Source organism: Bradyrhizobium sp. LTSP885 (genome assembly GCF_000938305.1).
Taxonomy (GTDB): Bacteria; Pseudomonadota; Alphaproteobacteria; order Rhizobiales; family Xanthobacteraceae; genus Bradyrhizobium.
In genome coordinates, this window is the sequence record NZ_JYMT01000035.1 from 148,027 (window position 1) to 168,890 (window position 20,864).

The 20,864-nt window shown below is 63.7% G+C and carries 16 protein-coding genes; 4 read left to right on the forward strand and 12 right to left on the reverse strand.

From position 1 onward, the window contains the following. Positions 1-9 precede the first annotated feature (9 nt). From UP09_RS22230 to UP09_RS22255, 6 genes are all read right to left on the reverse strand, one after another. The gene (locus UP09_RS22230; RefSeq protein WP_044540410.1) at positions 10-669 is read right to left on the reverse strand and encodes a flagellar hook assembly protein FlgD; all 660 of its coding nucleotides are present in this window, start codon (positions 667-669) and stop codon (positions 10-12) included. 243 nt (positions 670-912) lie between these two features. Further along, positions 913-1,428 carry a hypothetical protein gene (locus UP09_RS38855; RefSeq protein WP_349643920.1) on the reverse strand — a complete coding sequence of 172 codons (516 nt, stop codon included), beginning with the start codon at positions 1,426-1,428 and terminating at the stop codon, positions 913-915. An 82-nt stretch (positions 1,429-1,510) separates the two neighbouring features. After that, positions 1,511-1,933: a flagellar export chaperone FliS gene (locus UP09_RS22240; RefSeq protein ID WP_044540411.1), complete on the reverse strand. Its 423-nt coding sequence runs from the start codon at positions 1,931-1,933 to the stop codon at positions 1,511-1,513. After that, positions 1,933-3,624, reverse strand: coding sequence for a flagellar filament capping protein FliD (gene fliD, locus UP09_RS22245; protein ID WP_044540412.1), 1,692 nt, complete (start codon positions 3,622-3,624; stop codon positions 1,933-1,935). Before fliD ends, UP09_RS22240 begins: the two co-directional genes overlap by 1 nt. 61 nt (positions 3,625-3,685) lie before the next feature. Then, positions 3,686-4,510: a flagellin gene (locus tag UP09_RS22250; RefSeq protein ID WP_044540413.1), complete on the reverse strand. Its 825-nt coding sequence runs from the start codon at positions 4,508-4,510 to the stop codon at positions 3,686-3,688. 143 nt (positions 4,511-4,653) lie between these two features. Further along, positions 4,654-5,355 (reverse strand): RNA polymerase sigma factor, encoded by a 702-nt coding sequence (locus UP09_RS22255; protein ID WP_044540414.1) that lies wholly within the window; start codon positions 5,353-5,355, stop codon positions 4,654-4,656. Between the two features lie 508 nt (positions 5,356-5,863). Between UP09_RS22255 and UP09_RS22265 the strand changes: the two genes are divergently transcribed. The 3 genes from UP09_RS22265 to UP09_RS22275 are packed head-to-tail and all read left to right on the forward strand — an operon-like array spanning position 5,864 to position 10,520. Beyond that, positions 5,864-8,356 carry a hypothetical protein gene (locus UP09_RS22265; protein WP_044540478.1) on the forward strand — a complete coding sequence of 831 codons (2,493 nt, stop codon included), beginning with the start codon at positions 5,864-5,866 and terminating at the stop codon, positions 8,354-8,356. 57 nt (positions 8,357-8,413) lie between these two features. Continuing rightward, positions 8,414-9,772, forward strand: coding sequence for a hypothetical protein (locus UP09_RS22270; RefSeq protein WP_052833173.1), 1,359 nt, complete (start codon positions 8,414-8,416; stop codon positions 9,770-9,772). 22 nt (positions 9,773-9,794) lie between these two features. Then, a complete protein-coding gene (locus UP09_RS22275; protein WP_044540480.1) occupies positions 9,795-10,520 on the forward strand; it encodes a formyltransferase family protein in 726 nt (241 codons plus the stop codon). 58 nt (positions 10,521-10,578) lie between these two features. Here UP09_RS22275 and bioB read toward each other — a convergent pair whose 3' ends face one another. The 3 genes from bioB to UP09_RS22290 all read right to left on the reverse strand — a co-directional run bounded on the left by bioB (position 10,579) and on the right by UP09_RS22290 (position 16,769). Beyond that, positions 10,579-11,628, reverse strand: a complete 1,050-nt coding sequence (gene bioB / locus UP09_RS22280; protein ID WP_044540481.1) for a biotin synthase BioB — start codon at positions 11,626-11,628, stop codon at positions 10,579-10,581. A 200-nt stretch (positions 11,629-11,828) separates the two neighbouring features. Next, positions 11,829-13,223 (reverse strand): short-chain fatty acid transporter, encoded by a 1,395-nt coding sequence (locus UP09_RS22285; RefSeq protein ID WP_044540416.1) that lies wholly within the window; start codon positions 13,221-13,223, stop codon positions 11,829-11,831. A 108-nt stretch (positions 13,224-13,331) separates the two neighbouring features. Continuing rightward, entirely contained in the window at positions 13,332-16,769 is a 3,438-nt protein-coding gene (locus tag UP09_RS22290; protein WP_044540417.1) for a molybdopterin-dependent oxidoreductase, read from the reverse strand. Between the two features lie 131 nt (positions 16,770-16,900). Between UP09_RS22290 and UP09_RS22295 the strand changes: the two genes are divergently transcribed. Further along, complete coding sequence (locus tag UP09_RS22295; RefSeq protein ID WP_245302121.1) at positions 16,901-17,557, forward strand: GntR family transcriptional regulator; 657 nt, start codon at positions 16,901-16,903, stop codon at positions 17,555-17,557. A gap of 49 nt (positions 17,558-17,606) precedes the next feature. Here UP09_RS22295 and UP09_RS22300 read toward each other — a convergent pair whose 3' ends face one another. Genes UP09_RS22300 through UP09_RS22310 form a run of 3 tightly spaced genes read right to left on the reverse strand, consistent with a single transcriptional unit; the run spans position 17,607 to position 20,862 of the window. Then, positions 17,607-18,692, reverse strand: a complete 1,086-nt coding sequence (locus tag UP09_RS22300; protein WP_044540419.1) for an acyltransferase family protein — start codon at positions 18,690-18,692, stop codon at positions 17,607-17,609. After that, entirely contained in the window at positions 18,689-19,942 is a 1,254-nt protein-coding gene (locus UP09_RS22305) for a glycoside hydrolase family 5 protein (RefSeq protein WP_044540420.1), read from the reverse strand. The genes UP09_RS22300 and UP09_RS22305 overlap by 4 nt, the downstream gene beginning before the upstream one ends. After that, entirely contained in the window at positions 19,939-20,862 is a 924-nt protein-coding gene (locus UP09_RS22310) for a methyltransferase domain-containing protein (RefSeq protein ID WP_044540421.1), read from the reverse strand. The genes UP09_RS22305 and UP09_RS22310 overlap by 4 nt, the downstream gene beginning before the upstream one ends. Positions 20,863-20,864 lie beyond the last annotated feature (2 nt).

Genomic DNA, 20,864 nt, shown 5'->3' on the forward strand with positions numbered 1-20,864 from the left:
CGGATACGATCAGGACGTGACGCCGATAATGTTGGAGGCGCTGACGGGAACGCCGTTCACGAGCAGCGAAGGCGACGAGCCAGAGGCGTCGATCCCCGTTACCGTTCCAGTCATCGTCGTGTAGTTGAGCACCGAATTGCCGGCGGAGTCGGTCGCGGTGACCGCGATCGTGTACTGGCCGCCGTTGCTGAGCTGGGTGCCGCTGGTGGTCTTGCCGTCCCAGGTGAAGGTGTTCGAGCCGGCAGTTCCGGTGCCGGTGCCGCTGTACACGACGTTGCCGGATGAATCCGAGACCGTGATCGCAACGTTGGACGCAGCCGATGACAGCGAGTAACCGAACGTCGCCGAGCCGTTGGTCAGCTCCGCGGTATTGGTCTTCGCCTCGACCGTGTGGCCGATATAGTTGACCGAGTTGAGCGTCACGAGGCTCGAGAACGAGCTCGCCAGCGACGTCATGCTGGCGTTGGTCGACTGCTGCTCGGTGAAATTGGCGTAGGAGGTGAGCTGATTGATGAAGTCGGTCGTGCTGGTCGCGTTCAGCGGATCCTGGTTCTGCAACTCGCTGACGAGCAGATTGAGGAAATCGCCCGAGGTCATCCCCATCGACGCTGAGGTCGAGGAGGTCGAGGAGGTGGAACTCGCAGCGGAAGCGGCCGATGATACGGTCATGACAAAGCTCTCTTCGTCGCGGATTGCGCGACGGAACGCGTTTTGAGGATCGAGGTCGTGATTGTCGTTCGCAGATAAAACGGATGGCGCGCCGATTTCAGGCGCGGATTCATGCGAGCGGAATCACTTGATTAATCGGCAGAATTTGCCGCGTTGGCGGTGTCGCCGGGCAACGCAAGCAGCGTCGCCGCGCTCGACTGACAAGCGCTTCAAAGATCAGCTAAAGGCTGAAACCGGAGACGTTCAGAGCGACAGGCTGATGGTCAGGACGGGCTCGTCCAGCATCAATGCAAGCGGCGCCAGCGCGGGCAACAGGCTGAACGCCAGCAACAGCGCGGGCAGCACCATCCCGGGATGCATGGATTCGTCGGCGGGTTCCGCAACCTTCGCCTCGCCTTCGGGGGCGGCCGGTTCCCTGGGCAGTTTCGCCGCAGCGATGACGATGCGGTCGACAAGACCCGCAGGCGCGCGAACCGGAGGCGCGGTGAGCGCCCGGCGTGCCGCGCTCGCCTCTTCGTAGAGCGCCCTCGCCTCGGCCGAGGAAGCGAGAAGTTGCACCGCAACCAGACGCTGATCATCGGGCCAGCGGGACAGGTCATCCCCCAGCCGGTCGATCAGATCCTCGAATGTCGCAACATCCATCGCTCGCGCAGATCCAGCCTCGTCGCCAAGGCTGTCATAATCCATTCGCGGGACGGCGGAAATCAATTTCCGCCGGTGCGACATCACGCCCACCATCGTGTCCCCCCAGACGGTCATTTTCCCCACCAAAACGACGCGGCCGGGTGCCCCGCCGCTCCAGCAAGCGGGCTTCCCCGACCGATTCGCGCTCGGTTGCTGCTTAACGCCTGGCGGCCGATTCGGCCGCCTTGGCCTTGCCGGCGGCCGCCTCGACGAACTTCCAGGCGTCGCGGAGTTCCGTCAGACTGGCGATGATGCGCCGGAAGCCTTCCTTCGCCTCCGGCCGGCCATAGGAGCGCAGGCACGCCATGATCAGGGCGTTGTAGGTCTTGTAGAGACGATCGGCCATCGCGCCGCCGCGGGTGAAGTCAAGATTATGACTGAGGCCGCGCAGGATCGCGGTCGCGCGCGTCAGATGGGCATGGCCCTCCTCGAAGCGCTTTCCGTCGTGCGCCTCCTGGGCCTTCTGCAAAAATGTGATCGCGCCATCGCACAGCATCACAACTGCCTTCAGCGGCGGAACCGCCACCGCGGCAGATCGATAGGCATTGTTGGCGAGATAGGCAGCAGAACTATTTGTCATCAGTTACTCGAGTTCGCGTTCAAGAGTGCTTTCAGATAGCCAAGCGTGTTGTTGGCCGTTTCGATAGCTGCCTGATAGTTGGCGTACTGCGTTTGCAGCTGCGTCTGATAGGTCGAGGCATCGCTCTGGATGGTGCTGACCTGGGTCTGCATGTCGTCGTCAGAGGACTGCAGATTGGTGATCAGCGTCTGCAGCGATCCGCTGCTCGCAGAGCTGGTCTGAGCGATCTGGTAGATCTGCGACGCCAGACCGGAGGTCGACGTCACGTTGATCGATTGCGAGGTCGAGCCGGTATAGGTGAATGCCATGCCGGCGTAGATCGTGCCCGAATTGCCGATGATGGTGTCGCCGACTACCGAAAATTGCGAACTGTCGCCGCCGACGGAGGCGCCGGTCAGCGTGCCGGTCGAGTCCACCGACAGATCAAGCGTGAACGATTGCGGCGACGTCCCGGTGTTGACGACGCTGAGTTGGCTCGACGATGTCGTCGTTTGCGCGGAGAGAAGCTGGGTTACGCCAGCGAGATTCGTCGTCAGCACGGTGGCCAGGGTGCCGGTATTGAGTTGCAGCTCGTTGTTCTCGTTGAAGGACAGGCCGAGGTCGGCCATAGTCATCCCACCCACCGAGCCGCCCAGCACCTGCTGGAGCTGCGTCTGGATATCGCGCATCGTGCTGTCGCCGAACAGCACCGCGCTCGAGGAGGCCGTACCGTCCGAATTCTGCGCGGACTGCGCGATCACCTGATCGCGAAACGCATTGTAGTTCGTGACGAAGGTCTGCAGCGCCGTGGTGATCTGGCTGGTGTCGGTACCGATGCTGACATTCAAGGTCGTGCCGCTTGGCGTCGGCTGCAACAGGTCGAAGGTGACACCTGTCAGGACGTCGGACACGTCGTTGGTGTTACGCGTGATCGAGACGCCGTCGAGGGTGAACTTTGCGGGTTGAGATTTCTGCAGCACGTCGGTGAATGCACCGGTCGAGCCGGTGACGCCCAGTTTGTTCAGGACGTCGTCGCCGGTCGTGGACGAATAGGTGATATCGGCAGCGTCCTGGGTCCCGGTGAGCACCAGTTCATACGAGCCGCTCGACACTTGAACGACCGAGGCCTGGACATTTGTGGTCGAGGTCTGGGCGTTGATGGTGTCGGAAATGTCCTGCATCGACATGCCGCTGGTGACCGTGATGGCCGTGCTGGTTCCGCCTGCCAGCCCCAGCGAGAACGTTCCGGAATAGCCCAGCGCCGTCGTGGAGCTCGACTGCGACGAGCCGATCACCTTCTGCGCGGTCGCAAGCTGGGTGATCTGAAGGGTGTGGTCGCCGGTTGCCGAGCCGCTGGTGACGCTCATCGACAGCGCGGATGAGGCACTGAGATCGCCGGTCGAAGAGATCGTCGCCGCACGCGTGGAGAACGCGTTGGTCGCGAGCGGGTTGACGATCGAGGTGCTGAGCGACGACAGCCCGCTTGCCAACGTCGAAAGCTCGGTCTGCAAGCTCGTGTAGGCCGTAACCTTGGCCTGGTTCGCGGTGATCTTGGTGGAGATCGAGGTCGCCTGCGCCAGCTTGGCGTCGACCTCGGACTGGATCAGGGTGGTCCAGTCGATACTGGTCGAGTTGGTCGTGCCGGTCGTCGTCACCGTATCCGACGAGCTCGGCGAAGTGGTCGTGCTCGAGGTGGCGCTGCTTACCGTCATGTCAACACGTCCGCCGCAATAGGGATCGGGCCGGCGTTAGGCCGGCCCGATATCTCTTCAATTAGCCGAGAAGCTTGAGCAGATACTGCGGCATCTGGTTCGCTGCAGTTTCGGCCGACACCGCGGCCTGGGTCTTGACTTCGGCCGACGACAGGGTCGCCTGCTCGGCGGCGATATCGACGTCCTTGATCACCGAGTTGGCCGACTGCAGGTTCTGGGTCTGGGTCGAGATCGAACTTGCGCTGAAGTTGAAGCGGGACTCCTGAGCACCGATCGTGGCACGCGCGGCCGACACGCTGTCGATCGCGGTATCGAGCGCTGACAGGGCGCTGGTGGCGCCGGACAGGGTCGAGACGTCGAGCGAGGTCACGCCGAGGGAGGACGAGGTCAGGCTCGTGAGCGTAATCGTGATGGTGTCGGCCGCGGTCGAACCGACCAGCACCGCGACGCCCGACGAGAACACGCTCGAACCATCCAGCAGGCTCTGGCTGCTATAGCGGGTACCGGTGGCAATGGAATCGACTTCGCCCGTGAGCTGCGAGAATTCCGAGTTGATGTAGGCGCGGCTGGAGTCGGTCACGGTGCCCGAGGCAGACTCGGAGGCCAGCGACTTCATGCGCGCGAGGATGTCCGAGATGTTGGAAGCGCCGCCGTCGGCGGTCTGCAGGATCGAGGTCGCCTGCGAGGCGTTGGTCGCGGCCTGCTGCAGGGTCGTGATGTCGGAGGAGATGCGGGTCGAGATGGCAAGGCCGGCCGCGTCGTCGGAAGCCGAGGTGATGCGCGAACCGCTCGACAGCTTCGAGAGCGCGCTGCTTTCCTGCGCCGAGTTGATGTTGAGGTACATCACCGCAGAGTTGGCGGCGGTGTTGGTGGAAATTACGGGCATGTGGAGCTCCTGTGGTGATGGGCATGACATGCCGCATCGTGAAAGAAGAGAGGTGACGACGCGGATCCAGCCCCCGTCCGTTCGATCAAACGGAAAGGCTGCCGGTGGTCAGGCGCGAAATCTTCAGAAGCCGGATTTTATGGTTAGCAATCGGTAAACGCCGTGCGGAGGTCGCGCTCGTGCCGTCGCAGCATCTCGCGCAACTGTTGCCGCCCGCGCTTCAACAGCGACTCCACCGCGGCCACGGTCGTGTCCATGACCTCGGCGATCTCGCCGTTACTCATGCTCTCGTGATAGGAGAGGATCACCGCGACACGCTGCTGCTCGGGCAGCCGCTGCATCGCGACCTCCAGAAGATGGCTGATCTCGTTGCGTTCGATGACGGAGCTGGCATCGAGCTGGGTGTCGGCGACCTCGGGCACGGCATCGACATTCTCGGTGCGCGGCTTGCGGCGCAGGTCGATGCAGCGGTTGCTGACCACCCGATAGAGCCAGGTCGAGAACTTGGCGCGGCCGTGCTGCCAGCGGCCGCGATGCGTCCAAACCTTCAGCATCGTGTCCTGCACGACATCCTCGGCATCGGCGGCATTCCCGACGATGCGCAGCGCGATGGCGTAGGCGCGATCGACGTGACGCTCGACGAGAAGACGAAACGCCACCTCGTCGCCGGCGGCGAGGCGGTCCAGCAGATCCTTGTCTTCATCCTGAATCTCGACGGTGTCGAGCGGGACTGCGTCGACAACGGTCGGAACGTCGCTCCAGGGGGAGGTCGCATCGATCGGCGCGACCGCGGCCTTCGCGACCTCGATCTCGGCCGGTGCCCTCATATCAAGCGCGTAGGTCATTCCCCTACTCTCCAACCCATCGCCGCTGGCACACATCCCATGCGGCTTCTAATCGTTGAACGGAGAGGTCAGGCAATCCAGGCGAACTTTTTTCGTTATTTTTCAAATACTTAGGTGGAATTTTTTGCCGACCGCCCGGCAAAAGATGCCGCCTCGCCGCCGCGCAGGCAGACGATCGGCATGATCTGGAGCTGTCGTTCAGCATCGTGTTGAATTCCGTGGCAGGAATAGTCGCGCCTGAAAACGCTGTTTCACACGTATAAACACTACGCGAACACGTGCATGCGTCAGGCATGCGGGTGGTTCGTCAGCACGTGGTCGAGATCTTGCTTTCAACGATCGCGACTAGGCAAATTTTTCCGAATCACCAATTCGACGTTATCGAATTTTTTGAATCTGTCAGTCGCGAAGCGTGCGTTTTGGAATCTGGCGTCGACTTTTTTGAATCAGCGCGCCTGATTTGTCGCACGATTGCGTTCTACGCACGGGGCTGGCGGGGGTTTTGCGCATGACGATCGTGACAGTCGACGCTCAGCGTCGCGCGCGAAATGTTTCTGCATGTTCGTTCGATGTTTTCGATACATTTCTGTTGCGCGCGTGCACGACGCCAGATGGCGTATTTGAAAGGGTTTTTCAGCTTTCGAATATTTCTGAAAAATTTCCAAATATGTCTGTCAGTTTCGTCCAACATCGAATCCAGGCCGAAGCGCGAGCGCGCAAACTGGCGTCAGAGCAGCGCGGCTCGACGGAAGTCCACATCTCCGACATCTATAAGTACTTTCCCTTCAAGCTGTTCGGCCTGACCCGCGACGAATTGCCGACTCTCGCCGAAGCCGAATTCGAGGCCGAGCTGCAGCTGTGCCGCGCTAATCCGGAAATGATTCAGCAATATTTAGACATGAAACGTGGCAGTTTTCGCGTCGGCTTCATTTCAGATACCTACTGGAACACGGAGCAGCTCGCACGCCTCCTGCAGGCATGCAGTCCAGGACTGACCTGGGACTTCCTCTACGCCTCCTGCGATCACGGCGGCAGCAAGAGCGAAACGCTGTTCAAGACCTACCTCGCAGAGCAAGGCATCGACGCGGCCAGTTCGTTCCACATCGGCGACAACGATAGCGCCGACGTCAAGGGCGCCCGCCGCCACGGCATCCGCCCGCGCTATTATCCGCAGGCGAGCGCGACATTTGCGTCGAAGCTGCAGCGCGAGACGTCGATCTTCGAGTTGTTTTCTCCCGACCAGCCGTCGCGACTCGATCACGGTGCCCGCACGCTGCGACGCGCGGTGACGGCACAGAGCGCGGAACGTACTCCGGGATTCCATCTCGGCGTTGCGGTGCTCGGACCGGTGATGGCAGCGTTCGACGCGTTCATCGAAACGCGGCGTGCCGCTCTGGTCCAGCAAGGGGCGCGCGTCTCAGTCGGCTTTCTCGGCCGGGACGGCTTTCTGTCGCATCGGATCTGGCAGGACGCGCACGACGGCACCGGCGCCTATCTCGAGATCAACCGCCGCATCAGCCTGGTCGGGTCCGCGGATACACTCGAACCTCTCTGTGAATTGCTGAGCCGGGTCGTCAAGATTGACGCAGCGACCTTCGCCGATATCGTCAAGGTGCAGCCGCCAGCGGTCATGGCTTTCTTCGCGAGATACCCCGACGGTATCGCGAGCGGCCGCGAACTCACCGACGCCCTGCCCGATTTGATGGACCCGTGCGAAATCACCGATATCGCCGCCGGCGTCCGCACACGGCTGCTTGCCTATCTGCGCGCGAATATCCCGGATTTCGACAGCTGTACCGACCTGATCCTTGCTGATCTCGGCTACTCCGCGAGCGTACAAAAGTCGCTGCGGCGCATCTTCGATCGCGAAGGCATCAACATCCGCCTGCATGGCGCCTATCTGCTGACGCTCGATGATGCGTTCGACGACATCGCCGATGACGACAGCGCGGAAGGACTGATCTCCGACCGCGTCGTCACGCCTCACATCAAGCGGATGCTGATCCGCAACGTTGCGCTGCTGGAGCAGCTCTGCTGCTCCGCCGAGGGGTCGGCGCGGGACTATCGCGACGGCGAGGTCTTGCGCGAAGGCGACCAGCGCCCGGCCGCGCAACTGGCGCTTGCCGCCGAAATCCAGTCCGGGGCGCGGAGCTACGCGTCGCGCGCCCGCGAGCTCGCGCCGCGCTACGCCTTGCAGCCCTACGCCGACCCGGCCATCACCGCGCGCTGGGCGGCCGCCGTGCTGGGCCGCTTCCTGCTGCTGCCCGACGATGACGAGCTCGTGCTTCTGAGCGGCTTCAAGCATGACGTCAATCTCGGCACCCAGGCGCTGGCGTCACTGCTCGACGCCGGCTTCGTCAACGATCTCGTGATCGCGCGCGGCATCGCCGCCGCCTGCACGGCGCCGGCGCCACCGATGTGGCTTGCCGGCAGCTTTGCCGCCCTGTCGCCATCGCACGCTTACCTTTACGTGCTGTTTGGCACCAATCGCCTGCCGCCGAACGTGTTCGGCGAAGCCCAGTGCGGCACGCTGCAGGTCGGCCTGTTCAAGAGCGACGGCCAAGCCTCGCTGGAAGGCATCAACGTCTATCATACCGGGTTCGGTGATCTGCGCCTGCGTATCCCGCTGGCGCGCCGCATGACGGTCGCAACGATCGCGCTGCCGCTGGCGAAACTCGCGCGCGAGGGGATGCTCCACGGTGTCACCGTCCAGTACGGCAAGAGCGCCGCGAAGGCGGCAGACAGCCCGGACGTGAAGGCGATCGCTGAGGGACGGCTGGTCTATGCCGGCTTCGAAAGGAGCGGTCGTCACTTCCGTGCCGGCAGCGACGACGGCACGCTGCTGATCCCGGTCGATGCCTTCGAAGACGACGTCGCGATCTACACCGTCGCGCTGACATCGCTCAGCCACGACCGCATCCTTGCGGTCGGAGACCACAACGGCAGCGGCGCGCCCTCGGTCACGCTGAACTGGCGCAATTCGGACATCAATGGCCTTTGATTTGTCCGCCTGATCCGGCCGCCCCGCACGTAAAAGTTAACGAGGGGTGGCGTGGGCATGATATCGGCTGACACGATGCAAGCGGACGGCTTGCAGACAGATCTTGACCAGATGCTGTTGTCGAACGGCATCAGGCTGAACGCTGCCCAGCGCCGGCGGCTCGACTGGCTGGTGCAACGGCTCGGGACCGCGGTCCTCAGCCAGGGCGGCTCCGTCCCGGTCCGCAATAGCGGCGTGGTCATCGTTGTCGAGCCGCCAAGCGGCCCCGCCGCCGAGACGCTTTATCGGTCGCTGCGCGCCGATTGCGCGGTCGTGATCCCCTTCGGCGAGAATCCGGCCTTCGATTTCCTCAAATCCAAGCTGACCGACTTCGGCACGATCGGGCCGAGCTTGGACGGCTCGCATGAGATGTGGTGGGGCGGGATCAATTGGCGCGCGATCGCCCCCGAGGGTGACACTCGGACCGTCGCTCCCCTTCGCGTCGTGTCCTGCTATCCCCGCGCATTCGGGGACGATCATGCGAACCAGCTTCGCGACAAACTGGCCGAGTTCCAGATCGCCTCCGACATCGCGCCGATCGACACCGTGGTCGACGGATGCATGAGCGCATCCGAGAAGGCCGCCTTCATCCTTCGGATGTGGCAACAACACCGCGAACCGCTGCTCTTCATCGAGGCCGACGCAACGCTCAGCGAGCCGCCGCTGCTGCCTTCGAACCTCGATTGCGATATCGCGTTTCACAAGTGGAACCGGTGGGAGATGTCGGCGCGTACGCTCTACATCGGCCGCTCGGCCGCCGCCGAAGCGCTGCTGCGCAACTGGCACCACATCGCGACCGCATATCCGTCAGTCTGGGAAGGTTACCTGCTCGATCAGGCCTGGAGCCTGACGTCGTCGCAGATGTCGCTCGACACAGTCTGGCTGCCACGCTCATATCATGCACCAACCGAAGACGCCGGCACGCCGCGCCACACCACGGTCGTTCACAATCTGCCCGCCGACAACGCCGATCTCGGACCTGACGCCGAATTCGCCGCTGCCATGCGCGGCGCGCGGCGCGCCAGCCGCAGCGGCGGCCGCGACTCCATGATCGTGGTGACGTCGCAGGCGGCGGCGACCGATGCGATCACGGTGATCATGCGCGATATCGCCACCAGCGATGCGCGCGAAGTGGCAGCCAGCATCGAGGCGGTGACGGGCGCGTTTGCCGCCGACTGCGGCGGTTTCGGCCGGCTCGAGCTCTCGCTGTGCCCCTGGCAGGACGATATCCGCGCGGCAAAGTCGGCGGCAAATAGCGCCAACAACCGGATCATCGAAATTGCGCCGTGGCAGACGCTGCCTGCCGATCTGTTCCGCGCGGTGGCGCAAACCCGGGATTCCGGAAGTGTCGTCGTCATGGCAGGCCAGCGCAGCTGATACGGGACGAGAAGGATATCGCATCATGAAGACCATCATCCTTCTCACCGGCGTCGCCGACCAGCAGATGGCGCTGAGCACCCTGCTGAGGGCGCATAATCCGGCGCTGGCATTCCGCGGCGCCACCACGGCCGACGAACTCGCGGCGATCGAGCCCGAGGTGCTGCGCGACGCCAGGCTGCTGTCGTTCACCACCAGCGTCATCGTCCCTGAAAGCACGCTGGCGGCGCTCGGCTACGGCGCCTACAACTTCCATCCCGGCCCGCCGCAATATCCCGGCTGGGCGCCGGCGCATTTCGCGCTCTATGACGGCGCGCGCATGTTCGGTGCGACCGCGCATGCGATGGCCGGACGGGTCGATGCCGGTCCGATCATCGGCGTCGAGTCCTTCATCATCCCCGACAAGATCAGCGTGCGCGGGCTTGAGCAGATCGCCTATGTCCGGCTGGCCCATCTGTTCTGGCGGATGTCGCGCGATCTCGCCTGCGATCCCGCGCCGCTCGCCGAGCTGCCGATCGCCTGGTGCGGACACAAAAGCACGAAGCAGATGTACCGGGAGATGTGCGATCTTCCGCCCGGCATCAGCGCCACCGAGCTGGCGCGCCGGATCCGTGCCTTCCACGACGATTTCCGTGGCATCCCGCTGACCTTCGCCCTGCACGGCACCCGCTTCCAGCTCGCGACGGAAGCCGCGCAGGTGGCAGCGGCGCCGGAGGTGGTCTCGCCGCCGCTTGCGGTCGCGTCTTGAGGAACGGGCTCAACGCCACGTCGCGCAGAACAGCTGCCGTGCTGCGCGACAGCCAGACCTAGCCGGCGCGAGCCGCGATCTCGGAATCATGCATCGGCGAGCGCTGCTTCACGCGCTCGAGGCCGGACTCGATGCCAAGCCGGTCGAGCAAATCCGCGTCGCGATCGCGCTGCGGATTGCGTGTAGTCAAAAGCACGTCGCCGATAAAGATCGAATTGGCACCGGCCAGGAAGCAGAGTGCCTGCAATTCATCGGTCATGTATTGCCGGCCGGCGGAGAGCCGCACCACGCTTTGCGGCATCATGATGCGGGCGACCGCGACGAGGCGCACGACGTCGATCGGATCCGGCCGCTCGGCGGTGGCGTTGACCGGCACGCCCTTGACCTCGTTCCAGAGATTGATCGGCACGCTCTCGGGATGAGCAGGCATGTTGGCGAGCAGCACGAGCATGCCGAGCCGGTCGGTGACCTGTTCGCCCATGCCGATGATGCCGCCGCAGCAGACCTTGATGCCGGCTTCGCGCACATGGCTGAGCGTGTCGATGCGATCCTGCAGCGTGCGTGTGGTAATGATCTGGTCGTAGTGCTCAGGCGACGTGTCGACATTGTGATTGTAGAAGTCGAGCCCCGCGTCGTGCAGCCGTCCCGCCTGTGCCGATGTCAGCATACCCAGGGTGACGCAGGTCTCCATGCCGAGACCCTTGACGGCGCTGACCATCTCGCAGACCTGGTCAAGATCGCGATCCTTCGGATTGCGCCACGCCGCTGCCATGCAAAAGCGCTCGGCGCCGGCATCCTTGGCGCGCTGTGCGGTCGCGACCACGTCCGCCTTGTCCATCAGCTTCGACGCCTTCAGGCCGGTGTCGTAATGAACGCTCTGCGAGCAATAACCGCAATCTTCCGGACAGCCGCCCGTCTTGATGCTGAGCAGGCTCGCGGTCTCGACATGGTTGGGATTGAAATGGGCGCGATGAATCGTTTGCGCGCGAAACATCAGGTCGGAAAACGGCAGCCCGTACAGCACTTCGGCCTCGGTGCGGGACCAGTCGCTGCGGACCGAGTCGGAATTGCTGTCGCCGCGCCGTTTTGCGCCTTCACTGTCGATCATCACGCTCATTCTCCAATTTCGGGCATTCACGGTCTTGCCGAACGATCCGGCCATTCAAGCGGATGTATCTGATCGTGAGATATGCGTCCATTCCATGGCGGAGGATTCCGACGAGCGTTCCGCGTGCCGAAATGAGGTAATATCTGACGGCATGCCGCGGCCCGGACGCCACGGAGTGCTGGCGTCCGGTCTTGGGTGGCTCAGGGCACGATCGGCGGATGATAGGTGAAGGTGGCCATCAGGATCGCTGCCAGCAGCATCACGATCGGGAAGTGGATGAAGAACTGCACCGACGTGTAGCCGATCAGGTCCTTCGATTTCAGCCCGAGGATGCCGAGCAGCGGCAGCATCCAGAACGGGTTGATGAAGTTCGGGAGCGTCTCAGCGATGTTGTAGACCATCACCGTCCAGCCCAAATGGGCGCCGACATCGTTGGCGGCCTTCATGATGTAGGGCGCCTCGATCACCCATTTTCCGCCGGCGGAGGGTACGGAGAAGCCAAGCAGCGCCGAATAGATTCCGACCAGGAAAGAAAACACGGTCGAATTGCTCGAGGCGCCGACGAACCAGTGCGCGATCGTGTCTGATAGCGTCGTGCCGATGCTGTTCGGGACCTTGGTCAGGATCTGGGCAATACCTGCATAAAACGGAAATTGCAGCAGCACGCCGGAGACGCTCGGCATCGCCTTGGAGAAGGACTCGACCAGGCTGCGCGGGCGCCAGTGCAGGATGATGCCGAGAATGAGGAAGACGAAATTATATGTGTTGAGGCCCGACAGGGTGATCAGCGGATTGCCGGACTGAAACGTCTGCCAAAGCCAGCCGCAGGCCAGAAGTGCGATCAGGATCGTCAAGAGCGGACTGAACTCCAGCCAGTCGCCGGGGCGCGACGGCTTTTTGGGCTCGATGCGATCGTCGCCGAGAGCGACGCCGAGATCCTCCGCCGTCTTTGCCTGCTCCGGTGCCGGCGTCGTGAAATAGCAGATCACGGCCGAAACCACCGTCACCATTGCGACGGTGACCATGTTCTGCCAGGTCAGGATCGTCTCCGAGAAACCGATGACGCCGGTGATCGGCAGAAGCGACGCGGGAATGCTGCCGGCATTGGCCTGGAGCTGTGCTGCCGAAGAGGTGATGCCGAGCGTGAAGCCGCAGCCTAATCCGAGATAACCGGCAGCGCCGGCTGCCCGATAGTCGAGCCGGATGTCCGAGCGTCGCGCGATCTCGCGCACCAGCAGACCGGAAAAGATCAGGCTCAGGCCCCAGTTCAACAGCGACAGGGCGATGCTGAGCATACCGACGAAGACCACTGCGCCGCGTCCGGTCTTCGGCACACTCGCCAACCGCGACAGCAATGCGGCCACCGGCGGCGACAGCGCAACGACATAACCGCCGATCGCAACCAGCGCCATCTGCATGGTGAACGGAATCAGGTTCCAGAAGCCGTCGCCGAACGCGCGGCTGACCGCGAGCGGCGAACCGCCATGCAGGATCGCACCAACGGCGACGGCGATGACCGCGATCAGCACGAAGACATAAGCATCCGGAAACCAGCGCTCCGCAAAAGCCACCAGGGCTTGCGAAAATCGCGCCATGATGTTGTCTGGCCCCCGTTTTCGCAGGCCCACAGTGATCGTGCGTTGCCTTCGTCATAATTTCCCCTTCCGGTGATGCGGTTACAGCCCTAAGTCCTGAGTTGGTGGTCACAGCGCCAGCGTGAGGTCGGTCAGCGGCACGGCCTGGCAGGCGAGGCATTGCCCCTCGCTGCCGTCGACAGGACTGAGATGGGTGAACTCCCCAGCGACGACCTGCACGGCGCAGCTCTCGCATTGGCCGACGCGGCAGCCGCTTGGCAGCGCGACGCCGGCCGCATTGGCCGCGTCGAGCAGCGTCCCCTGCTCCGGTCGCCACGAAAAGCTTTGCTCACTGTTGGCAAGCCGGATGGTGCGCGGCGCAAGGTCGCTCGGCACCGACGGCGGCGACACAAAGCTCTCGGCGAAGATGTCGAAGCGCGGTATGCCGAGCGCCGTCACGCACGCGATCTGAGCCGCGACGAAGTCCGGCGAGCCGCAGATGTAGACCAGCGGTCGGCGCCTCGACAGCGGCCGCATCAGTTCGGAATCGAGACGGCCTTTGCGCAACGAACCCGGACTGATCGCGTCATGCGGGAACGGTGCTGAGTAGAACGTCACGCGCTTCAGCTCCGGTGTGCTGGCTTCCAGCTCCGCCAACCGTTGCGCGAAGGGATGCTCCCGGCTGCTGCGGCAGCCATGCAGCAGCAGAATCTCGGAAACGCGATCTTGCGGCTCGACATGCTGCAGCGTTTCGAGATGGCTCATGAACGGCGTAATGCCGATGCCGGCCGCGAGAAGGATCACGGGACGCGCGCCCTTCAATGGCGGCGTGAAGATGCCGCCCGGGGGCTCCAGCACGACCTCGTCCCCGACGGCGAGACCATGCAGACGATCCGGCATGAAGAACGGCGCGTCGTCGCCCCGCGATTCACCGGAGAATCGTCCCTTCACCGCAATCGAAAGGACATTTGGCGTATCGCCTGATCCCGTCAGCGAATAGGCCCGCCCTTCCGGAGCGTCGGGCAGCAACGTCATGACGTGTTGGCCCGGCAGGAAGTCGGGCAACGGACCGCCATCATGCGGCAGCAGGTCGAAGGCGACGACATTGTCGGCCTCGGCGCGTCGCTCGCTGATCACGAACCGCCGCTGGCCGCTCCAGACACCGCGGCTTGCCACCGCATCGCGCCTGATATCGCAGACGATTGCGCGCAGCGGAACCGAGCCGCTGACGGGGTCACGCGTGTCGTCGTGCAGCACCGCGTTGATGTTGCGGCTGCGATGACCGGAGGCCGCGGAGCCATCCCGGCCAAGCGGCGGACAGTCTTCCCACCAGCCGAATTCGGCAACGACGACCCGCGCGTCGAGCGCCGCATTGAGCCGTACCTTCAAACGGACGGCGCCGCCGCGTGTCTCGACCACGGCCCAATCACCTTCGACAAGTCCACGTTGCTCAGCGAGCAGCGGACTGATTTCGACTGCGGGATCGGGAGACTTCCGCCGCAGCGAGGCGACATGCCGATAGGAGGAATGAACGAACCATCCACTCTTGGCGGTGCTAAGCGCGAGCGGGAAGCACTCGTCTGTCCCTCCTGCCAGCGGGCTCTCCGCGGTCTCGGCGTGATCGGGCAACGGATCATAGCCGTGTCCCAACATCAGCTCTGAATAGAGTTCGACACGCCGGGTCGGTGTTGCGAAACCGGCCACGATTCCATCCTCGCGCACGACAGCGTATTTCTCGTTGCGGAAGGTCTGCGGGAAGCGGCGTCCTTCGGGATGGTCGCGCAAATCGTCGATACTGACACCCAGCGGAGCTAACTGATAATTCCACCCGGCCTTGATATCGCCGCCGAAGAACAAATCGTCCATCCCGAGCTTCAGCCCAAGCGCCGCAGCGATCTCGTAGTCAGCCTTCACCGCGCCGATCGGCTCGACCACGCGCGGGCGAAACTGCACGGTTTCGACGGCGGCCTGCGTGATCTCAAAGCCGATCTTCAGCGCATCGCGTTCCCACGGCATGCTGGCCGGCAGCACGAAGTCAGCGCTTTCCGCGGTCGGGTTCATGAACATGTCGATATGAACCTGGAATTCGAGCGCGTTCAGCGCCTCGCGGTTGCGTTCGGAATGGCCCTGCGAGACGACGAAATTGGTGCCGAAGGCGACCAGCGCGCGCACCCGATAGGGTTCACCCTCGAGCACCGCTTTGCTGAAGTCCCGCGCCGTGATCCATCCCTTTGCGGGCGGGCCGAGCGGCAGCTCGGCGAGGCCAAGCGCCTTGGCCTGCTGTTCCGGCGACAGGATATTGTAGTCGTTGAGCGTGCGGGTCGGCGGCGGGACCGGCCAGCGATTGCCGCCGGGTCGGTCGCAGGCCCCGGTCAGCGCATAGAGCGAAGCGATCGCGCGTTCGATCGCGGTCGCGTTGGTATGCTGACCGACGCCGGTCCAGGAGTGGTAGGCGAGCCGCGGCCGATCGGCGAACAGGGCATTGAAGGCTTCGATGTCATCGACGCGAAGCCAGGTCAGATCAGCCACGCGCGCGGGCGTGTAATCCGCAACCCGCTCGGCCAGCAGTTCGAACGCAGTTGCCGCTGAGATCAGCCGGCCGTCGCGCGCGCGGATCGACAACGCGCCGCGAAGTTGGCCGCCGGCTTCCGGCGCGTAACGGGTATCGCAAGGCACAGGCGAGCCCGCCGCATCGAGACGAACGAACGCGCCGGCCTTGCCGTCCGTCCACAATTCGTCGGCGCGCAGGAAGCGTCCGGTCGCGCGATCGACCAACAGAGGTCCGTTGGTCCAGCCGTTGACGAACTCCGCATCATAGTTGCCTGTTGCAATCAGGTGTCGGATCGCGCCCAGTGCAAGCGCGCCGTCGGCGCCGGGGCGGATGCGCAGCCAGAGGTCCGCCTGCTGACCCGATCCGTTCGGTTTTGGATCGACGACCACGACCTTTGCGCCGCGCCGGCGCGCGTCGGCGATCCGCGTGGCTTGCGCCAGCCAGGTCCGTGCCGGATTGTGGCCCCACAGCACGATCGCGTCCGCATTGTCGTAGTCGGGAAAGCCGATGCCGCGGCCGAACGTCAATGCGTGGGCATAGTCCTTGTGCCAGCCGCAGATTTCGACCGCGTAGATCAGGTTGGGACTGCCGAAGCCGCGAATGAATCGCTCGACCCACTCAAAACTGTCCACCATCGGCGTGCCGCTCGGGGTGGTGACGCCAAAGGCAACCGCCTCGGCGCCGCTCTCCGCCCGGATTGTGCTCAGCTTGTCGGCGATTTCGGTCAGCGCCTCGTCCCAGGACACCTCGATCCAGCCCGGGTCGGCCGCGTCCCGCGGACGGGTGCGCTTCAATGGCACGGTCAGGCGACGGGGACTGGCCACGATTTCCGGCGCCGCACGTCCCTTCGCACAGAGTGCGCCGCCGGTTGGATGGTTATTTAATACCTCCACACCAACGAGACGACCGTCCTCGACGACGCTGACTGCCCCACAGCGCGAGCGACAAAGCGTGCAATAGCCGGGCAGCCGTTGTTTCACCTCAGCAGCCTCACAATCCCGCGAAAAGTGACGCATTTTAGTAATGCGTTACACATTTACGTCACACGCTACTGATTTCGTCAAGGCCAAGTAATAGGCTAGGACGAATCGGAGTTCCCAACGAGAGGCGGTCGCGGCCACCCATGGACCAGAATTTGCGAGAACAGGTGCTGCAACGCGTGCGCGCCGAGATCATTTCCGGGCAGAGTCTTCCTGGCACGATGTATTCAGTCCCGAGTCTGGCGGCGAGCCTGGGCGTCTCGAGCACGCCGGTACGGGAGGCGCTGCTTGAATTGAGCCGCGGCGGCCTGGTCGAGCCGATGCGCAACCGTGGCTTCAAGGTCGTCGAACCGTCGCTGACCGAGCTGCACAACCTGTTCGACATGCGCGAGGTGCTGGAGCTGCATGCGGCCAGGCTCGTCGCCGCAAATCCTCCGCAAGATCTTCCAGACGTGCGTGGCTGGGCCGACGAGATCGCAAGGGCGGTCGAGACCGACGACGTGCAGCTCTATCTGGAAGCCGATCGCAACTATCATCGCGCGTTCATCGCGGCCGCCGGCAATGAACTGCTGACCGATCTGGCGATGAACCTGCGGGACAAGATGCGGCTCTACGGCATCAGCTCGCGCGCCGGGCGGGAGCGGCAACAGGCGTCGGTCCCCGAGCACTACAGGCTCATCGACCTCGCGCTTGCCGGCGAGGCCGAGGCACTGGCCACCCTGCTCAGGAGTCACATTCGCTCCTGGGAGCCGATCTTCGCCGACGCATTGCTGCGCTCGAAGGAAAATGCCCGCGAGCCGTTGCTGAGGCAGGCGCGCAGTTGATGAAGCAGCAGATGGACCCTGCGGGGAATCGTACCGGAGCAGATTCGCTTCAGGGACGCGTCCGTAGTCCACGCCAAAGCACGATCGTACGGCCGAGCATGATCATCGGGCGCTCGACCATCCGGTAAACCAGCAGGGACACCATCAAGGTGAGCGCGATGCAGATCAGCATAACGACAACGTCGCTGATCTGCCCGGTCAATGGCAGGAACCGGTAGACGGTCACGTTGACGCACCAGTGGAACAGGTACATCGAGTAGCTGATCATTCCGATCCGCGCGAGCATCAGGGAACGCGGACGGCCGAACCTGACGGCAGCAAGGAAGACCACAAAGGCGAGCATGTAAGCGGCCAGGATCGGCAAGCGTCCTTCCATGATGAAGTTGTCACCGCGCGCCAGGGAGAAGTCCGAGATCGATAGCAGCGCAGCAAACTGCGCGATGGCAAGGACCAATACGGATATACGCGCGCTCTGGACCCGCTCGACAAGCCACAGGCGCAGCAGCAGGCCCAGGAACAGCGACGACAGATGCATCCCCAGATACTGGACCGGCAGGTTCGCCACGCCATGCATTCGAAGCTGAACTGGGAGCACCGTTGCGGCAATCAGGGCCAGGCTAAGCGCGGACAGCACGCCGACATGTCGTAACTTGTCGACCGAGAACAGCAGCGCGACGAGGACGTAGAAGACCAGCTCGATGAACAACGTCCAGTGGATCGGCGAGAGCCAGGGTTGGCCGAACAGCGTCGGCGCCATCGTCATGTTGGCGAGCACGGTCGCCATACCCGGCGGCTCTGCGGCAAGCCACGCCATCGTCGCGAGGACTGCCAGCGCAAACCAGAATGCAGGGTAGAGCCGAAACACCCGCGAGATCGCGAATTGAGCCAGCGGCCGCTCGCCCCCGATGCTGAATGGCACGACGAAGCCGCTGATCAGAAAGAAGAGCGCCACTCCGAAGCGGCCGAGACTCACATGATGGACCAGCGTATCGGCCACCGCATTCATCGGGCCGGCGGCGGGCGGGGTCTGCCTGAGCAGGTCGCCAAACAGATGCTCGATCATGACGCCGAGGGCTGCGATGGCCCGCAATCCGTCGACGTTGGCGTAGCGCTGTTGTGTCATGCTGGTGCTCATGTTGAAACGAGCCCGAGCGCGCGGCGGGTCGCCGCATCGAAGCCGGGTCCGATCTCGTCCTCGGCCAGCGCGAAGCCACCTGTGCCGGCATAGGTCCAGCCCGCCCAGGCGAAGCCGTGCGCCTCGGCGAGTTCGCGCATGTCGCGCAACCAGCGCTCGCGTGCGGCCGAACCATCGACGGTTTTTTGATAGGGCGTTCTGTGCACACCGAACTCGCCCAGCAAGATTGCGTGCGCAGGCAGGCGGCGCGTCATGCGCCAGGCCGTCACCTGTCGAAACGTTCTTTCGAGACTTGATCGATCGAAGCCGGAACCGACGTAGCTTGCGAGCGTCCGCTTCGCTTTCTGCGCTTGCTCCAGTTCGGAGCGGTCGAGTCCGAGAGAGGCCAGGCGCCGCTCGGTTGCCTGGCTCATGACATCAACCGACGCGGGTGCCGGATAGGCGATCCCGTCGAGAGAATAGGCGGGACTGCCGCGTACTCCCTGATGCGTGAACTGCCAGGGCGAATAGTCGTGATACGTATAGATCAGGCGCGCATCGCCTGCGAACCGATGCATGTCGATTGCCGTCAAGGCGGTGGCAGCGTTCATCGCACCGCCACCAAGCACGAGCGGCAGCTTCGCCGAACCGCTGCGCGCGGCGGCGTAAGCGGCCTCCAGCATGGGTTGCCATGCTGCCTGGGTGATCTCCGGCTCGTTCATCAGCTCAAGCGCGAGCCTCGGCGGACCAGCAGCCGCCCTGCCCTCGGCGACCTGCTCCAGACGGCCGGCGAGACGACGTTGCAATGCCAGCACGGCTCGGAAATTCGGCGTATCGACACCTGCGGTCAACTCGGTGGGCCGGTATGCCGGATTCATCGCACTCGGGTGCAGATCCACGATCACGCCGAGATCCGTGTCGAGCAGGTCACGGACGGTATCGATGAGACGATCGTCCAGGCGGTCGCGGCGCGCGCCATCGGAGAGCAGGAAGGGACCGACATCGACGACGAGACGCACAAAATCGAATCCCGCGGCGCGAATCGCGCGTCGCTGCTCCGCGTCGAAGCGAAACCGCGGGGCCGAGAAAGGAGCATCGCCATAAGAGCCGGCCGCATCGACGTCGGCCCATCCCAACGCATGCGAGACCCCGATCCCGCGTCGGAATATTGGGATGTCCCCGGCGGGCTCGGCCGTGGCCCGCAACGCCCCAAACGGAGCGAGCGTCGCAATGCCGGCGATGCTGCCGAGAACGGACCGGCGGGTGGTCACGACGACGCCTCCTGCCGATCGCGCGGCTGCGAGACGCCGACGTCGCCGGGATGGCGCGCCGTCAGGGCACCATCGAGCACATTCATGTCATCCTGGCCCGCAAAGCGCGCAGCGAGGCCGCGGAGCGAAACATCCCTGAGGTCGGGATCGATCATTCGCGACGGCACGAAATGGACATCGCGCCATCCCCGGGTCTCGAAAGCCTGCACATAGTCGGTCGGGCGTTGCCGGTTCGGCTGCCCGGGAAACCGGAACAGCCGGTAGATCGCCTCGGGGTAGCGATAGATGTTGTTGGGATCGTGCTCCCGGATCCAGCGCGAATGAGTCTGCAGATCGATAATGTGAACCGTCTCGCAGCCGGGTCTCGCGACCCGCGTCAGACCCGCGACGGCATCCGAAACGTTGTCGTAGTGCTCGAAGGCAGCGCAGCTGACGATCAGGTCGAAGGTCCGTCCCTCCGCGAGGCGCGGGATATCGAAATCCCGCCCAACGGCATAGCCGAACTCATGGGTGCCAGAGCCGGATGTGATAGCCCGCGCGCGCTCCCGGTCCTCCTCCGTGGCTTCGGCAAAGCGATCGAGCAGCAGATCGTAGAAGGCTGGATCCTCGCCGGCGGCAAGGTCGAACACGTCGATCGCATGATAGGATCGCGCACCCATCGCGAGAAACAGCGCGCCGTTGCCGCGCGACGCCCCGGGACTTAGCTCCAGCACGTCCCGTCCGCGCAGATCGAAATTCGGCGGCATGAAGCGGCGCAGCGAGGCGAAGATGTCGATGATATAGGCGATCTGCCCTTCGACGTCGGATTTCGCCACGGTGTTCGGCGTGACGTAGCCGCGCAGCGTGTACTTGCTCCATGCAAGGCCGAGGAAGCCGAGGCCGACGATGATCATTTCCAGGTTTCGCAAGGCACTCGTCATTA

Excerpts from the sequence above, each read along its gene's own strand:
- UP09_RS22230 (WP_044540410.1), bottom strand. The coding sequence starts at position 669 with ATGACCGTATCATCGGCCGCTTCCGCTGCGAGTTCCACCTCCTCGACC.
- UP09_RS38855 (WP_349643920.1), bottom strand. The coding sequence starts at position 1,428 with ATGACCGTCTGGGGGGACACGATGGTGGGCGTGATGTCGCACCGGCGG.
- UP09_RS22240 (WP_044540411.1), bottom strand. The coding sequence starts at position 1,933 with ATGACAAATAGTTCTGCTGCCTATCTCGCCAACAATGCCTATCGATCT.
- fliD (WP_044540412.1), bottom strand. The coding sequence starts at position 3,624 with ATGACGGTAAGCAGCGCCACCTCGAGCACGACCACTTCGCCGAGCTCG.
- UP09_RS22250 (WP_044540413.1), bottom strand. The coding sequence starts at position 4,510 with ATGCCCGTAATTTCCACCAACACCGCCGCCAACTCTGCGGTGATGTAC.
- UP09_RS22255 (WP_044540414.1), bottom strand. The coding sequence starts at position 5,355 with ATGACCTACGCGCTTGATATGAGGGCACCGGCCGAGATCGAGGTCGCG.
- UP09_RS22265 (WP_044540478.1), top strand. The coding sequence starts at position 5,864 with ATGACGATCGTGACAGTCGACGCTCAGCGTCGCGCGCGAAATGTTTCT.
- UP09_RS22270 (WP_052833173.1), top strand. The coding sequence starts at position 8,414 with ATGATATCGGCTGACACGATGCAAGCGGACGGCTTGCAGACAGATCTT.
- bioB (WP_044540481.1), bottom strand. The coding sequence starts at position 11,628 with ATGATCGACAGTGAAGGCGCAAAACGGCGCGGCGACAGCAATTCCGAC.
- UP09_RS22285 (WP_044540416.1), bottom strand. The coding sequence starts at position 13,223 with ATGGCGCGATTTTCGCAAGCCCTGGTGGCTTTTGCGGAGCGCTGGTTT.
- UP09_RS22290 (WP_044540417.1), bottom strand. The coding sequence starts at position 16,769 with ATGCGTCACTTTTCGCGGGATTGTGAGGCTGCTGAGGTGAAACAACGG.
- UP09_RS22300 (WP_044540419.1), bottom strand. The coding sequence starts at position 18,692 with ATGAGCACCAGCATGACACAACAGCGCTACGCCAACGTCGACGGATTG.
- UP09_RS22310 (WP_044540421.1), bottom strand. The coding sequence starts at position 20,862 with ATGACGAGTGCCTTGCGAAACCTGGAAATGATCATCGTCGGCCTCGGC.